The organism is Tenacibaculum profundi, from assembly GCF_057162725.1.
The window spans coordinates 2325138-2342868 of sequence record NZ_CM169894.1 but is presented as its reverse complement, the minus strand read 5'-3'; the positions used below and the strand labels follow the sequence as shown (position 1 = coordinate 2342868).

The window sequence follows — 17731 nt, the reverse complement described above, 5'->3', positions numbered from 1 at the left end:
AATATGTAAAATAATTTGCTTAGAATTAAATAAGTTATACATTTAAATTTATTCTCGTGAAAACAATAAATATAATATATACCTGCTTTTTTGCTATAAGTTTTAGCCAATGTGTTAGTCAAAAATTTGAAAATAATCCTCCATTTACTATAAAAAGTGCTATTTATAAAAATGTTACTGGAGGTAGAGCTGGAAATAATTCTTTAGATATACATTTAACCTTTTCTTCAAAAAAGAAAATTGAGTTTGATAAATTGTACTTTCAAAATAGAATTACAAAAGCTGTCATAGAAATAAAAAGTGGAGTAAAATATATTATGGGACGATATAATACATCTCCCCAAAATCCAAGATTTCTTTTTGACAAAGCAACACTTGAAAGTAAAGAGATTAAAAATGGAAAACAAGAAAAGTTTCCTTTCGAATTAAAAGAAAATGAGGCTATTTTAAGCTATAAAGAACACGGCACAATAAAATTTTATAAAATTAGCAGCCTTAAGAAAGATAGACATGTAATGATGCAGTAAAAAAATTATATAATAAATAAAAAAGACACTTTAAAGTGTCTTTTTTATTTATTATAGCTTTAAATTAAATTTACTTTTAGTTCTTACCTAAAGAAACATCTGTTCTTCTATTTTTTGCTCTTCCTTTTTTAGTATTATTACTTGCAATAGGCTCAGAATCTCCTTTCGATATTGCTTTAATTCGATTATCTAAAATTCCACTTTTTACAAAAAAATCCTTTAAATAATTTGCTCTTTGTTGTCCCAAATATAAATTTGTTTTTGTAGTTCCAGTATTGTCTGTATGTCCAGTTATTGTACAAATTGATTTTTCCACCTTATCAAGATAGGTCGAAATATTAACAATTTTTCTTCGCTGATCTGATTCTAGCTTTAATTGAGCTTTTCCAGACTCAAAGTTTAAAACTAATGGATTTGATTCTATGTCTTTGATAATACTAGCCAACAATTGAGTATAATCTTTTGACTTTCCTACATTCAACTTCAAAGGCTTTTTAATATTATTATTCTCATCAATTTCTGAGTTATCTCTTAATTCTCCTTTTACATCAATTAGCTTAGTAGGAATACCTTTTTCTGAGACATAATTCTTAAAAGATATTGCTCTTGCCAAACCTATATTTGGAAAAACTGAACTATTTGTTTCATCACTCGTATAAAACGATGTAATTGATAATGATTTTTCTTTTTCTGAAATCAAAAAATCCTTCAACTTATCAATTTTTTCATCTAACTCAACTGAAACTGGAGCATCAAATTTAATACTAGATTTTTTAAATTTTACACCTTTATCTAATGGAATTGATATATTTCCATCAGAATCTAGAATTCCAAAACTAATAATAGGTTTTGATTCAACTTCTTTCGGTTTCTCTTTTTTTACTTCCTCAACGATCTGGTCGTTACAACACAGTAACCAACCAAAATATGCGCCAAAAACTATGACTAATAAAATTACAACAAGGTAAAATGTTCTTTTCATTTTTCAGGAGAATTAAAATTAAATATATTTCATCTATTGGAAACAAATGTAAAAAAAAGTCACATCATTTCGATGCGACTTTAGATATAACTTATTATAAATCTGTATTATAAGTCAAATTTTATTCCTTGAGCCAAAGGTAAATCTGTAGTATAATTAATTGTATTAGTTTGGCGACGCATATAAACTTTCCAAGCATCTGATCCAGACTCTCGACCTCCTCCAGTTTCTTTCTCTCCACCAAAAGCACCTCCAATTTCTGCTCCTGAGGTACCTATATTAACATTTGCTATTCCACAATCTGAACCAGCATGCGATAAAAAACGCTCTGCCTCACGTAAATTATTTGTCATAATAGCAGACGATAGTCCTTGAGCCACTCCATTTTGGATTTTTATCGCATTTTCTACCCCTCCAGTGTATTTAATTAGATATAAAACAGGTGCGAATGTTTCATGTTGTACAATCTCGAAATCATTTGATGCCTCAGCAATTGCGGGCTTCACATAACATCCACTTTCATATCCTTCACCATTAAGAACTCCTCCATCTACAACTATTTTTCCTCCTTCGGCAACTACGTTATTCAAAGCTGTTTTATACATTTCGACGGCTTGTTTATCAATTAGGGGCCCAACATGATTATTCTCATCTAATGGATTTCCTATCTTTAATTGTTCATATGCATCAACTACAGCAGTTTTCACTTGATCGTAAATAGATTCATGGATTATTAAACGTCTCGTTGAAGTACAACGTTGCCCAGCGGTCCCAACAGCTCCAAAAACAGCCCCAATAACCGTCATTTTTATATCTGCGTCTGGTGTTACAATAATTGCATTGTTTCCACCTAATTCTAATAAAGACTTTCCTAAACGACCTGCAACTTCTTTTGCTACAATTTTACCCATACGTGTTGACCCTGTTGCAGAAACTAATGGAACTCTTGTATCCTTTGAAAGAAATTCTCCTACGCGATAGTCACCATTTACTAAACAAGAAATACCTTCTGGTAATCCGTTCTCTTTTAACACTTCTGCTATTATATTTTGGCAAGCTACTCCACATAAAGGTGTCTTCTCAGATGGTTTCCAAACACAAACGTCACCACAAATCCATGCTAAAGCTGTGTTCCATGACCAAACTGCTACAGGAAAGTTAAATGCAGAAATTATTCCAACTACCCCTAAAGGATGGTATTGTTCATACATTCTATGACCAGGGCGCTCAGAATGCATAGTTAATCCATGCAGTTGACGTGATAAACCTACTGCAAAATCACAGATATCAATCATTTCTTGAACTTCACCTAATCCTTCCTGATAAGATTTTCCCATTTCATAAGAAACAAGTTTTCCTAAAGCTTCTTTTTTCTCTCTTAGCTTCTCTCCAAATTGCCGAACAATTTCACCACGTTGAGGAGCTGGCATTATTTTAAACGTACCAAATGCTTCTACTGCTACTTCCATCACTTTTTCATAATCCTCTTTAGTTGAAGTTTTAACTTTTCCAATTAATTTTCCATCTACAGGTGAGTATGATTCTATTATTTCTCCATTAGAGAAATTTACAGAACCTGTTGAAGTCCCTTCATTTATTTCTTTTAAGCCTAATTCTTTAATGGCTTGATCAATACCAAAATCAGTCATTTGTTTTAAAGTTTTATTATAAAGTGTTCTTATATTGAAACAAAACTACAAATAAATTAATTATATAATAATTAAACAATTAAAAGAATTTTGTTGATTTTTACAACATTTTGTATTTATAACAAAACCACGTGTAATAAAAATTACACGTGGTTTTGTTATAAATATATACCTAAAGTAGTATTATTTTACTCAAAAAAAATACTATTTATTTAACAATTAATTTTTTTGACAAATCATTGACATAGAAGATATATGCTCCCTTATTTAAATAAGGAACATCAACTTTTATATATCTACTAGTGTTAGGTGATTTTTTAGCACTAAACAAAATATTTCCTGACGTATCGGTCATTCTAATTTCTACGTTTGAATTGATTCTTTTGTTCAATTCAATAGTTATTTCACCTCCCTCAAAAGGGTTTGGAAATAATGTATACTTAATTTTTGCTATACTTGAATTAGAACAAAGGCCTAAATTCGTCCAATATCCATAGGCAGGAGACCACCAAGCTTTAATTTGTGCTTCCCAAATATTTCCATTAAAAAATACCTTAGCTCCTTTTTCATATGTTTTATTGTTTTGGTAAGCAGGTATATTTGCACAATCACCATCTCCATTATTTTTTGTTGTAAAATTCACTTCGGTTGAATAAGGTGATGCTTGCCCATTAGTGCAAGTATATTGAATTCTAGCATTATATTTTGAATTCTCTACCAAATTTGTAAAAGAATAACTTGTACCTGATACATTTAAAGAAATATAAGATGAAGAAGACGATTTTTTATACTCAAGTTTATATGTATTCACTCCAGGAATAGCTGACCAAGTTACTTTAGCTCCTTTTTTTACAATATCCGAAACAACTACGTTTTGAACAGGATTACAGTCTTGATTTCCTTTGGTCAACGTAGTAAAAGTAATCAATATTGAGTAAGGAGAATCCTTAAGTCTTTTAATTAATGAAGCAGAACAAGAACCTAAATCAGTCCATAGATATGAGTATACATTACCTACTGGAGGAATATTATAAATTCCATTAGAATTACATTTATACTTTCTGCCTTGGTAAGTAATCTTGTCGCCTAAATTATATATTTTTGGATAGTTTTGATATGCATTCAAGCCACTGCACCCCGTATTACTACCTCCATCACTAGAATTACAAGTATACTTTATTCTTACATTATATGTTGTTCCTGGCTTTAAATTATTTAATATTTTACTGTTGGTATTTGTATTAACCGCGTAATATGAACTACTAGAAGCTTCCTTATACTCCGCAACATAAGAAGTAATACCTGTTTTTGAGCTCCAAGAAATTAACGCTGATGTTTGCATGATTTCTGATGCTTTTACTCCTGTTACTGCATTACACTTTGGCGGCTCTGAATCATTTTTCGTACGGAAATTAATGATAGTTGAATATGGAGCTAATTGTCCATTACAAGTATATGTAGCTCTTACCTGATAAGATGTATTGGCTGATAAACCAGATAAATTATAAGATGATCCATTTACAGAAATATTACTATATGCTGTTGAAGATGCTTTTTTATACTCTAATCGATAGCTAGTTACTCCTGATTTTGCGGTCCAATTAATTTGAGCACTTGACTTTGTTATATTACCAGCTTTTAAATCTTTAACAGCAGCACAATTAGTAGTACTACAACCTGAACCTGAGTATTTAGCACCAATACCTACAGCATACATAGCATCAGTGGTAGCAACTAATTCGCACGAATTTGCTCCGTATAAATCTGAAGCTGCACTAATCACAGCGTTTCTTGCCGAAGAATAATTGGAACTAGAAGTTAAGTAACGTGTAAGAGCTCGGTATGCTACCTGGACTGCTTTTTTTATTCCGATACCTTTTACATTGTATGAACTTCCTTTATCATTTGTTCCTTGTTTTCCCTGAGATAATATGTAAAACCAATGGTTTAATACACCACTATTGGTATGTACTCCTCCATAATCAGCTGATCCAGAATACCAATTAGTCCCTAGATAAGTATCTGGTTGTCTATGTCTTTTGGGGTTAGATAATGATCTTTGGAATGAAATATTTTCACCCATTGTCCAAGTATTATTATCTAATCTGTTAAGTATATAATATTCTGCATAACAACCAAAAATATCACTAAATCCCTCATTCATTGCTCCTGATTCATTTCTGTAAACTAGTCCAGCCGACGTCTGAGTTACTCCGTGAGCAATTTCATGACTAACTACATCAAGAGGTGTGAATGGAGTTCCTTGTGACGCATTACCAAAATAAGTCCATGAACCTACCCAAAAAGCATTGTTAGTTAATTCTCTATCTGATGCATTTACAAATATATTTATTTTTCCTCCTGAACCATTATATCCATTTCTTCCAAACTCATCCTTAAACATATCCCACGTTCTCTCAGCACCCCAATAAGCAGCCATATAATAAGCTTCATTACCAGATTTTCCAAAACCATCCGAGGAACTACTCGAAATTATAGTCCCCCCCCTTGGAGGAGAATTGGTACGCCCAATAGTTCTTCCATTCAAATTTGTTATAGAAATATTTCTTTTTCCTGTTTGGGAAGCCAAGTACCTTCCTGATGATCCTGAAACATCAATGCTTTTTGTTCCATAATACCCAGTTTTTGTAGTCCCACCTGCAAAGGCTTTTACTTTTTGACCTCCTTCTTCATAATGATTGTGGTGCTTACAAGAACTTGATTTTTCACTATCAAAAGCAGAATGCATTAAGGCTTCTGCAAAAACAGTATTTCCTGAACGAAAATCAATGTATACTTTCTTTCTATCGAAAGGCTTTTTTGAATAAATATCAAATTTATAAGCTAGCTTTAAATTTGATATGTCCAACTCGTTATTCTTACAGATATAAACTTTTGTTTCTTTTTTCTTAAAAGTCGACTTGATTTCTACCTCTTCAGAAAGAAAAGCATCTCCTCCCATAAAATTCTTTGCTTTTTGAAGTGCTTCTTTAGGTGATATTCCAGAACTTTCAGAGATTCTATTTTTATTAACTAGAGCAACCTTAAACACTTCTCCGTTAGCAGAATGAATAAATCCATTCTTTGAATGGATAATATAAAACGCATTTTCGACTGGATAGCCATTTAAATACTGCTGAACTTTCAGATGATTAATCCCTAAATCATCGGTCTCTGTATTAACTTCAACAAATTGATAGGCTCTATCTATCTTTAAAATGTTATATAAGAGTTTTTCATAGTTCTCCTTACTTATTTTGTTTTCTTGATTAATTTTGAGAAATCGTGGAGCCAATCCTTTTTCTCCTTTTTGAAGAACGCTTACACCTTTTTGAGCAAATGTAAGTCCGATTGTCATTAGTGAAAATATAATGACAAAAGCGTAATTTAGTTTTCTTTTCATTATTAAAAAGTTTTTAATTAGACAGCTAATAAACACAAAATCAATATTTTTAAAAAGAAAACTATGTTTACAATCATGTTTTGAGACAGCTCAAAAAAAAGTAGACAAACTATAATTTATTGGTTCCTTTTTTCATTAATGAAGTCAAGAGGGGAAACGCCTACGATTTTTTTAAAATTTTTGTAGAACGATGCTCTGGAGTTATATCCCACTTCATTTGCTAATGCTTCGATACTATATTTTAAATAATCTTTTTTTAGAATTAATTTTTTAAATTCTTCTATTCGATATTCATGTACATAAGCATTAAAGTTTTTTTTCTTTATTTCATTAATCGCTTTTGATATTAACCTCATAGGTATTTCCGTTTCCTGAGAAATCAATTTCAAATTTAAATTGGGATTTAGATATAATTTCTTTTCTACCATTATCTTTTCTATCTTATCAAAAATCGTACTGAGATCATAACCACTAAAAATCAATTTATTAGAATCTATCACATTATCTATATTAATTTGGAGTAGACTTGAGATAGCCACATAGTATAAAGAAAAAAGATAAAATCCTTCGTAAAATAGAAGGTAACTTTCATTTTCTAAAAAAATAAACTTCCCTAAAAATCCCATTAGGTTAAACATTAAACACATAACACAAAAAACTGTTAGCCAATGTAGTGTTTTGTATGTTTTGTTTTTAAAATAGGATTTTATTCTTCTCTGATGTTTAAAATTAATTTCAATTATTCTAAAACAAAAGAAAATAATATAAGCAGACGAGCTCAACATATATACATCCATAAAACCTATGGTAAATAAATATTTAAGTAAACCGTAATCAAACCATAGATAGACATATAGAAAGCTAAATAAAAAAAATTCTACAATTGCGAAAATGTAATACCGCCGTTTATTTTTAATGGTAAATCCAGCTGTTTCTGAAGCATAAAAAAATAAAAATACTATTGTCAGAAAATTAAAGCTCAACGGTAAGAAAAGAAGATGCCCGCTCTTATATATCTTTAAAAGAATTATTTTTACAACCTCTAAAAAAAGTGTCAGAAAAAAATATCCTAAATATTGATTAACATGTATTTTTTTTGAGCGATATAAAAAGCAAATAAAAGTAATTAACAGAGTCTGTACACCTGTTAAAAAGTAGTAAGTATTTAGCATGGCTTTATTTGAGTTTTAACTTGTTTTTAACATTTTATAAATTAAAACAACTATTTATATCAAACAAATAAAAAACTTAATTATTATTTAACATATCCAAAAAATTATTCTCATTGACTTTATAAACCAATAAGTATACTTGTTAAAAAAATTATAAACTTAGAGATATTAAGGGTAAAATTCATTTAATATTAAAAACACAGGCTAAAACCTAGTCAACATAAATAATCAAGAATTCGTAGAGCAAATTGATGTATTCGTATTTTTGAATCGTCACCGTTTCTAGGTGTTTTCAACATACTACTTTTTCGATTTTTTATTTGGTAAATTACTATTTAGCTTAAGTAAAACACTGTTCAACCTAAATATTTGTCAATATAGCGAATACCAAGATTAAAGATTTAAAATTAAATTTATATTTGAGGTAATTATTCCCCAAATAATTAATTTTTCCCAAATAATTAAACATCTTAATTGTCTAAATTCAATAGAACAATGAAGATGTTTTTTTATTCCTCTAATTTCATTGAAAGTTCAAACCAACGTTCCTCTTTCTCTTCGATTACTTCAATTATTTCTTGAAGTTCAAGAGACTTATCAGTGATTTCTTCAGGTAATATATCTCCATTTGCGAACAAAGCTTCAATAGTCTTTCGTTTTTTCTGCAACTTTTCAATATCCTTTTCTAAAGCTCCATATTCTCTTTTTTCATTATAACTAAGTTTTCCTTTAGTACTTTTTTTATCTGATGTTTCAACTGTAGCTTTATCTATTTTACTTAAAGGTGGTTGCGAATTTTCGTATACTCTGAAATCTGAATAATTCCCTGGAAAATTTTCAATAATTCCATCTCCTCTAAACACGAATAAAGAGTCCACAATCTTGTCCATAAAATAACGATCATGTGATACGACCATCAAGTTACCCGGATAATCCAACAAAAACGATTCCAATACGTTTAACGTTACAACATCCAAATCATTTGTAGGCTCGTCAAGAATTAAAAAATTTGGATTTTGAATCAATACTGCACATAAATAAAGTCTTTTCTGTTCACCGCCTGATAATTTTTCTACAAAATCATACTGTTTTTTTCTATCAAATAGAAACCGCTCAAGAAGTTGCCCTGCTGAAATTTTACGTCCTTTTGTTAATGGAATATATTCTCCGAACTCTTTTATTATATCAATTACTTTTTGTCCTTTCTTAACTTCTATTCCTTTTTGAGTGTAATAACCAAACTTTACTGTTTCTCCTTTAACTACTTTACCACCATCAACTTTTTCTCTTTGAGTTATTATATTTAAAAAAGATGATTTTCCCGTTCCGTTTTTTCCAATAACTCCAATACGTTCACCTTTTTTAAATACATAATCAAAACCATTTAAAATTAATTTTTCTCCAAAAGTCTTTTTTAAATTATGGAGTTCTACTATTTTACTACCAAGGCGTTCCATATTTATCTCTAATTGAACTTCATGATCTTGTCTTCGTTGATGGGCTTTTTCTTTGATTTTAAAGAAATCGTCTGTTCTTGATTTAGATTTTGTTGTTCTTGCTTTTGGTTGGCGACGCATCCAGTCTAACTCTTTTTTAAATAAACTTTTAGCCTTGCTTAAGTTTGTTGCCTCTAAGGCTAATCTTTCCTCTTTATTTTGAAGATAGTAAGAATAATTTCCCTTGTATTTATGTAATTTGCCGTTATCCAATTCCAATATTTCATTACAAACACGTTCTAAAAAATATCGGTCATGAGTCACCATAAAAAGTGTTATTTTCTCTTTAGCAAAAAACATCTCTAGCCATTCTATCATCTCTAAATCTAGATGGTTTGTTGGTTCATCAAGAATTAAAAGATCTGGCTTATTAATAAGAATAATAGCCAGTCCAAGACGTTTTTTTTGTCCTCCAGAAAGGCTATTAACTTTCTGCTTTAAATTATCAAGTTTAAGCTTAGATAAAATTTGCTTATATTTTGTTTCAAAATCCCATGCATTATGTTGCTCCATAAGTTCAAAAGCTTCTTGGTATGCTTCTTGATCATCTGGGTTTTCTAGTGCTTTTTCATAATTATGAATTATTGGTAGTATTTTATTTTCTGTCGAAAATATGGTTTCTTCTACCGTTAATTCAGGGTTAAATTTTGAATCTTGTGCTAAATAAGCTATGTGTATTCCCTTTCTATTAATTACTTGTCCGGTGTCAGAAGTATCTTTTCCTGCAATTATATTTAAAATTGAAGTCTTACCACTTCCATTTTTAGCTACAAACGCAATTTTCTGATCTTTATTTATTCCAAAAGAAATATCTTGAAATAATACTTTGTCTCCATAAGATTTGGAAATATTTTCTACCGTTAAATAATTCATTTGACAAAAATAAGTAATTTTATTATAGGCCAACCATAAGAAAATTTCAAAAGGAATTTCAGTTTCTATAATACTTAAATAGGTTAATATAGGTGAAAAAAATACCCTGAACCTTTTAGTTCAGGGTATATTTCCATTAAAAAATAGAAGGGTTATAAGATAATCTTTCAATGAATTTTAATATAATGCAATTTTAGAAATAAAAAGCAAATAACATCAGTAATTAACTAAATTATCTAAGATTAGCATTACATTTTTCATTTTGAGAACCATTAAAAAACCGATACTTCTCACTTTTTTAAAATTACTTCTTTATTAATTTAGTTGATTTTGATTTCTGACCATCATTTACTTTCAAAATATAACGAACATTTGGGTTTAAGTATGATACGTCTACTTTTGAATTGTTAGGAATATTTCCTTCACTAAATACAGCTCCTTTTTCATCTGTAATTAAGAAATTTATACTCTTACTATTTCCAAACCTAATCGTAATAGTATCATCTGTAACTGGATTTGGGTAGAAAATTGATTTTTCTATAGAAAGTTTTTCCTCCGTTAAATTATCATCTATCTTGGCAAAAGAGATACTTTTCTCTTCAGATTTTATATTTACCGTATAATCTTCAACTTCACCATATTCAAGTGTTTTACATGGGCTTAAAGTTCCTCTATCTGTCATAGAAACTCGCATTCTTGTTTTACCTAAAAGGGCCGTAGAAGGAATCTTTATATTTGTATAAAGGTTTCTAGACGTTCTTGAGGATGTCGAAACAACTTTTTCGTCATCAGAAAAAACACCATCTTGATTATAGTCTATCCAAATTGCCCAATCTTCTTTGTAAATAGTTCTGTAAAAACCAGCACTAAAGTATAATCTATTCGTACTGTTTCTTGAAACTGTAGCAACTTTATCGGTATAATCTCCATAACCACCGGTACCTCTAGAGGTGTTTGTCATCCCTCCAAAAGAAACATAATCAATCCATTCAAAAGTTGAACTATTTCCTTTTGAAGTACAATAATTAACCGAAGCAGTATCTGTTAAAACGGTAATTGAATTACTTGAAGCAGATTCATTACCTACTTTATCTATAGCTTTTACAAAAAACGTATAACGACTATTTGCTTTTAAACCTGTTACCTTATGAGTAGTGCCTGTAACTGTAACTATTTTTGTTGAACCCTGATAAATATTATATCCCGTAACGCCTATATTATCCGAAGAGGCTGTCCAACTCAATGTAGTTTCAGTTTGAGTAATGTTTGATACACTTAGGTTTGATGGAGCTGTTGGAGCCTGTCCGTCTGAAGATGCTCCTGAAGTTGTCAATGATAAATCATCAATGGCAATATCACTTCTAAAATTACGACCTGTTTTTCCCACAAATCGGAGTTTTAATTTATTCCCCAAATAAGAAGAAAGGTCTAAGGAAACAGCGTTCCATTGGTTTCCTTTATCTCCCGAGGCTGTCCAAATATCTTTCCATGATGAACCACCATCTGTAGATGCTTGTACTCTTAATGTTCCCATATGGGATCCATACATATGGTTTTTAAAAGCAAATGAAGCCAAAGTAACTGACGACAAATCAAAACAAGGACTTTCTAAAATGGCTGTAGCATTACTTCCAATACTTCCAAAACCGCTTGTAGAAGCCTCTAAATACATATAATATCTCTTTTCAATTGCAGAACTTGGACCAGTACTACCTGAAGTAGTACTACCACTTTTTCTGGTCCAATTACCATTATCTCCTAACAATTGCGTCCATCCAAAACCTGACTCAAACCCTTGGTTATATGGAAAATCGCGAACTGTTTCTGAACAACTAGATACAGTTCCTTTGTTAGTTGTAAAGTTCACCATTCTTGAATAAGAAGAAATTAAACCATTAGTACACTTGCTTCGTATTTGAACCTCATATTTAGTTTCGTTTTTCAACTCTTTTAACTTGATAGATGCATCAGAAACAGAACGTACTATCCAAGAACTTGTCCCTGACTGACGATACCTAACATCATATGTCACTTCAGAAATTGATGACCATGAAACAATTGCTCCAGTAGAAGAAATAGACGATATATTTACTGAAACGGGTACACTAGCTGAACAGTTAGTATTACCTCCTGTTTTATCAGACAAAGCCAAACTTCTTCTTGCTCCTCCCGGTTCAAATAAAACACGCATTCTATTTTTCTGTCCTAAAGTAAAGAGATTCATACAACTATCGTCTGAATAGTCCATATAGTTTTCAACCATATCAAGAGAACCACAAGAATAGTGGTTTGATGAACAACCAGAATTTGCTCGATCAGAACTTGGAGTATCAGATACTTTATCATCTGAACCACATCCATTTCCCCATATATGCATTAAATTTAGATAATGACCTACCTCATGCGTAGTCGTTCTTCCTTTATCAAATCTAGCTGCCAAGTAAAATCCAGAGCCTTTGTCAGAGCTACCAAAATATTGAGGAGACATAACAACACCATCATAAGTAACAGTTGCTCCTGGATAATATGCAAACCCAAGAGTACCTCCTCCAATATTACAAACCCACATATTTAAATATTCAGATGTATTCCATGCATCTACACCTCCTTTAGAGGACCTTTTCATATCGTTTCCAGTTCCCCATGATTTTTTTGTTGTATATTTTCTTGTAATACCGCTTGTCGGATTACCATTAGGATCTACTTTAGCCAAATAAAATTCAATCCCAACATCAGCTGCCTGAGACCATTTATTTGTTTTATCCGAATTAGTTCTTCGAAAATCTTCATTTAGCACATCTATTTGAGATTTAATCTGGGCTTCACTAATATTTTCTTTAGAGCTATTATAAATAATATGAACAACTACTGGCAGTTTAATAATGTTATTATTAGTTGCTCTATTCATTCTTTTACTTACTCTTTTTGTAAAACTTTCAATAGCCTCCATCTTTTGTTTTAGATGGGGATTTTTTGCTAGTTCTTGTTGCATCTTTTCATCTGTGTAACAATTTCTCTTTGTCTGAGCTAACAGGGTATTAGCAAAAAAAAGATACACAAGTATTAAAATAGGGTTTAACTTCATTTTAATGAGGGTTTTTAGTTATAAAAGCAGTAAGAAAAACTATTTTTTCCCACTGCCTTATTTTAATTTAATATTTATTATTACTTACTTTTTTATTAGTTTCATTGATTCTGATTTCTGACCATCATTTACTTCCAAAATATAAAGAACACTTGGCTTTAAGTATGATACGTCTACTTTTGAATTGTTAGGAATATTTCCTTCACCAAATACAGATCCTTTTTCATCTGTAATTAAGAAATTTATATTCTTACTGCTTCCAAACCTGATCGTAACTGTATTATCTGTAACTGGATTTGGATAACAAATTGGTTCCTCAACAAATAACTCTTCCTCTAACAGCTCTGAATTTACTTGAGAGAATAATACTGAATCACCTGAAGATGTTATGTTAACACTGTAGTCTTCAACCTCGCCATATCTATATGAATTACAAGGTTTTAAAACTCCTCTATCTGTCATAGAAACACGCATTCTTGTTGAACCCAAAAGAGCAGTAGAAGGAATCTTTATATTTGTATAAAGATTTCTAGAGGATCTTGATGATGTTGAAACAACTTTTTCGTCATCAGAAAAAATACCATCTTGATTATAGTCTATCCAAACCGCCCAATACTCTTTATAAATGGTTCTACTAAAGCCAGCACTAAAGTACAGTCTACTCGAACTGTTTCTTGAAACTGTAGCAACTTTATCAGTATAATCTCCGTAACCACTATCACTTATAGATGAATTAGTCATTCCCCCAAAAGAAACATAATCAATCCATTCAAACGTTGAACTATTTCCTTTTGAAGTACAATAATTAATCGAAATAGCATCCGTTAAAACAGTTAATAAATTACTTGAAGCAGATTCATTACCTGCTTTGTCTATAGCTTTTACAGAAAACTTATAACGACTATTTGCTTTTAAACCTGTTACTTTATAGCTAGTTTCTGTAACTGTAGCTATTTTTGTTGACCCTTGGTAAATATTGTATCCTATTACTCCTGTATTATCTGAAGAAGCTGTCCAACTCAATGTAGCCTCTGTTTGAGTAATGTTTGATGCACTTAGGTTTGATGGGGTTGTTGGAGCCTGTCCGTCTGAAGCTGCCCCTGAGGTTGTTAATGATAAATCATCAATAGCAATATCACTTTTATAATCACGACCTGTTTTTCCTACAAATCGGAGTTTTAATTTATTCCCCAAATAAGAAGAAAGGTCTAATGAAGTGGTGTTCCATTGATTTCCTTTATCACCCGAGGCTGTCCAAATATCTTTCCATGATGAACCATCTGTAGATGCTTGTACTCTTAATGTTCCCATATGTACTCCATACATATGATTTTTAAAACCAAATGAAGCCGAAGTAACTAACGATAAATCAAAACAGGGGCTTTCTAAAATAGCTGTAGCATTGCTACCAAGACCATCTCTAGAAGCCTCTAAGTACATATAGTATCTCTTTTCAACCGCAGAACTTGGACCTGTATTTCTTGAACCTGTACGACCACTACGTCTCGTCCAATCTCCACTGTCTCCTGATAACTGAGACCATCCATTACCTGACTCAAATCCTTGGTTATACGGAAACTTATTTACCGTTTCTGAACAAGTAATTGTTGGAGTTCCTCCACCACCTGTTGATCCAGAAGCAGTAAATTTACCAGTAAAAACACCCCTTCCATAAGTTGATGCAATAACCTTATTATTCTTATGATCACCACTTACATTCCAATAGTCAAAAGATGTTACACTTACATCGCTCATTCCATTATACGCTTGCGACCATGTCGGATTTGTATCGTTAAAATTTCTAGTAGACCAAACACCTAATTGTGTTGCAAGAATTGCCTCATTTCTAGCCAATGGATTTTGCAAAATATCTCTTACAGGTATATTCGGTAAATTTCCCTCTTTACTAACCCAACTTGTGCCTCCATCAGCAGTTGCCCAAACACTCTTAACTCCATAATTATGAATAGTTACGAAAATATCATTTTTAGTCTCGCCGAATCTTACAGAAGAAACTGAACCTACGAAAGGAGTGTTAATGCGTTTCCAAGAAGCATTAGTATTGGTTACGTTAGATAATTTTAACAACTTTCCATTTGCCAAACCAACATACCATGTATTGTTATCGAAAGGGGAAGCTCTAAAAGCTGTACCCTTAGAGTCCATTATGTTGTTTCGTAAAGTTCCATTAGTATTTGTAGCAACGTTAATACTTTTTATAGCCCCTCTTCCTCTACTAGCTAATAAACGATTAGCAGAGTCATCATAATCCATTGGATTAACAAAATCACCTGAATCTTCACTTAGTAAGGTTACTTCTCTCTGTCTACCATTCCATGGTAATTTAAAACGATAAATATTATTGTAAACGTAGGTAGAAATCATATACTCTCCGTCTTTATCAATAAATGTGTAAAACCCATCTCCTCCAGTTAACTCTTGAGAACTATTCACTCCAGCACTTGCATTTCTAAATATTTGAGTTCCATTATCTTGAGCTCCTGCAGTAAAAATACCTCTCGTGTCTCCTCTTCCATTAGGACCTATTGCTGCTTTAACAAATTGTGTTACGTTATAGCCTTTGTTCCTCTCACTTATTGTTCTACCTGAATTAGCCGAATAATAGATGCCTCCATCATTTCCAAACAACATTTTTGATGGATTGTTATTTGCGAACGTAATAAAGTGTTGATCAGCATGCACATTCTGATATCCATATCCTCCATACCAATGTGAAAGCTGAGACCATGAAGAACCGCCATTGGTACTTTTAAATAAGTCAATTCCACCAACAAAAACAGTTTCATCATTTCTTGGATCAGCTTCTATAACCAAATCATAAAAAGATTGTCCTCTTGTAAAATCATTCGATGAAATTCCTCTATCAGCATCATTCGGTAAACTTGTTCTTGTTACGGAAGCAAAACCATTAGTAGTTTTATAAATATATACTGGAGATCTTGTTCCTTGTGTTAAAGCATACATCTTATTTGGATTTGTTTTTGATGGCTCTAGCTCAACTCTGTTAGAATATGGAAGTGGCGAGGCTCCTGCTTCTTTCCATGTTACACCGTCTAAAGAACTATAAACTCTTCCTCCTCCATTATTTGAAGTCCCTGAAGATCTAATAGTTCCCATCCATAATTTGTTATCAGCTCCTACTTCTAAATCGTTTGGAGTATAATAATAATTCTTTCCATTATATCGATATCTCATATTGGCTGACTCTATTCTCTTCCATGTAGCTCCTCCATCTGGTGAACGATAAAGACCTGCTGATTGAACACCTAAATAGTTACTTGGACCAGAAGAATCTCCATAAAAACTACCTCCTACAGCAACATATAACTCAGTTGAAGTTCCATTATCCCAAGCTAATATGTCATTCACAAAATAAACTCCTGATAAAAAAAGGCTATAAGATCCTTGACTAAAGGTACTTCCTCCTGCGGGTGGTATATTTAGAGCACTCCAAGTTCTTCCTCCATCATTCGTCATGTAAACTCCGTTTCCAACAACATCTCCCCCAGTATATTGTTCACCTGTTCCAACATACCATCTATTAGAATTCCTTGGATCAACTGTTATGGATGTTACCGATAAATTACCTGGAACATTTTGAACTCTTTGCCATTGTGAGTTAGAGCTCGTAATATTAGTGTTTTTCCATAAACCTCCACTAACTCCTCCTGCGTAAACAGTTTTATTAGATGTGTCGTTAGGATCAAATAAAATAGCTCTTGTTCTGCCTCCAATATTATTTGGTCCTCTTTCAATCCATGCATTATTTGCATCCCCGGGACTTTTTCTTTGTTTTCCTTCTTTTGAAAACCTTTGCTTTAATAAACGCTCCCTTATATTGGTAACTTCTCCATCTTCCATTTTACCTGTTGCTGGATTCATAGTTAGCAACTTCATTTGATCGAAGTACTTATTCGGAGGCAATCCCTTTAATTTTCTTTCTTTTTTTCCCCATTTTAATGTTTCATTTAATGGGCTGTTGTCCATAAAAGCTACATGCTTTCTTCGTTTTTTTTCTAATTCATTCCTAGCATTTTGTTCTTTTAGGTTCATAGAACCTACAATTGAAATCGCTGCAAGTGACAGCCCTCCAATTATTAATTTAAACTTATTATTCATTATAAGAAGGGGTTTTGAAAATAAAACAGAAGGAAGCTCCTACTTCCTGCCGTTTTAACATTAATAATAATTGTATTTTAACTTTTTGTTATATAACTATAATGTTGTCAGTTGTAATTTTTAATATTAACTTTTTTTGATAATTAAATTAATATCGTTTTGATTTACAGTGTTTTTGATCTACAGAACATAGAATCCAATAATTTAAATAACTATGAAACATAGCTTTTTTAAATATTAAGAAGAGAGTACTATACATTAAAAAGGGGTTTTAGGAAAAAAAGTCAAGAGTTTCAATTCTCCTATTACTTTAAAAATTTTTTACTTTTTATTGCTTTTAAAATTTTAACAATACGAACATAAAAGAGAGGATAATATTCAAGTCATATAAAAAATCACTTTGC

At 31.5% G+C, this 17731-nt stretch carries 8 protein-coding genes; 1 reads left to right on the top strand and 7 read right to left on the bottom strand.

What is annotated here, in order from left to right; all coding sequences use genetic code 11:
- The first annotated feature begins 56 nt into the window (after nt 1-56).
- A complete protein-coding gene (locus AC2GW8_RS09490) occupies nt 57-527 on the top strand; it encodes a hypothetical protein (RefSeq protein WP_440879636.1) in 471 nt (156 codons plus the stop codon).
- A gap of 76 nt (nt 528-603) precedes the next feature.
- On the opposite strand, the gene AC2GW8_RS09485 is transcribed toward AC2GW8_RS09490, so the two are convergent.
- From AC2GW8_RS09485 to AC2GW8_RS09455, 7 genes are all read right to left on the bottom strand, one after another.
- The gene (locus tag AC2GW8_RS09485; protein ID WP_440879635.1) at nt 604-1509 is read right to left on the bottom strand and encodes an OmpA family protein; all 906 of its coding nucleotides are present in this window, start codon (nt 1507-1509) and stop codon (nt 604-606) included.
- A gap of 107 nt (nt 1510-1616) precedes the next feature.
- On the bottom strand, nt 1617-3158 hold the full coding sequence (gene amaB, locus AC2GW8_RS09480) for an L-piperidine-6-carboxylate dehydrogenase (protein WP_440879634.1): 1542 nt from the start codon (nt 3156-3158) through the stop codon (nt 1617-1619).
- A 208-nt stretch (nt 3159-3366) separates the two neighbouring features.
- The gene (locus AC2GW8_RS09475) at nt 3367-6561 is read right to left on the bottom strand and encodes a M4 family metallopeptidase (protein ID WP_440879633.1); all 3195 of its coding nucleotides are present in this window, start codon (nt 6559-6561) and stop codon (nt 3367-3369) included.
- 116 nt (nt 6562-6677) lie between these two features.
- Nucleotides 6678-7733 (bottom strand): helix-turn-helix domain-containing protein, encoded by a 1056-nt coding sequence (locus tag AC2GW8_RS09470; RefSeq protein ID WP_440879632.1) that lies wholly within the window; start codon nt 7731-7733, stop codon nt 6678-6680.
- 509 nt (nt 7734-8242) lie between these two features.
- On the bottom strand, nt 8243-10102 hold the full coding sequence (locus AC2GW8_RS09465; protein ID WP_440879631.1) for an ABC-F family ATP-binding cassette domain-containing protein: 1860 nt from the start codon (nt 10100-10102) through the stop codon (nt 8243-8245).
- Between the two features lie 304 nt (nt 10103-10406).
- The gene (locus tag AC2GW8_RS09460) at nt 10407-13187 is read right to left on the bottom strand and encodes a GEVED domain-containing protein (RefSeq protein WP_440879630.1); all 2781 of its coding nucleotides are present in this window, start codon (nt 13185-13187) and stop codon (nt 10407-10409) included.
- Between the two features lie 84 nt (nt 13188-13271).
- Complete coding sequence (locus AC2GW8_RS09455) at nt 13272-17327, bottom strand: GEVED domain-containing protein (protein WP_440879629.1); 4056 nt, start codon at nt 17325-17327, stop codon at nt 13272-13274.
- Nucleotides 17328-17731: the final 404 nt, after the last annotated feature.

Coding starts and splice junctions, on each gene's coding strand:
- AC2GW8_RS09485 (WP_440879635.1), bottom strand. CDS start 1,509: ATGAAAAGAACATTTTACCTTGTTGTAATTTTATTAGTCATAGTTTTT.
- amaB (WP_440879634.1), bottom strand. CDS start 3,158: ATGACTGATTTTGGTATTGATCAAGCCATTAAAGAATTAGGCTTAAAA.
- AC2GW8_RS09475 (WP_440879633.1), bottom strand. CDS start 6,561: ATGAAAAGAAAACTAAATTACGCTTTTGTCATTATATTTTCACTAATG.
- AC2GW8_RS09470 (WP_440879632.1), bottom strand. CDS start 7,733: ATGCTAAATACTTACTACTTTTTAACAGGTGTACAGACTCTGTTAATT.
- AC2GW8_RS09465 (WP_440879631.1), bottom strand. CDS start 10,102: ATGAATTATTTAACGGTAGAAAATATTTCCAAATCTTATGGAGACAAA.
- AC2GW8_RS09460 (WP_440879630.1), bottom strand. CDS start 13,187: ATGAAGTTAAACCCTATTTTAATACTTGTGTATCTTTTTTTTGCTAAT.
- AC2GW8_RS09455 (WP_440879629.1), bottom strand. CDS start 17,327: ATGAATAATAAGTTTAAATTAATAATTGGAGGGCTGTCACTTGCAGCG.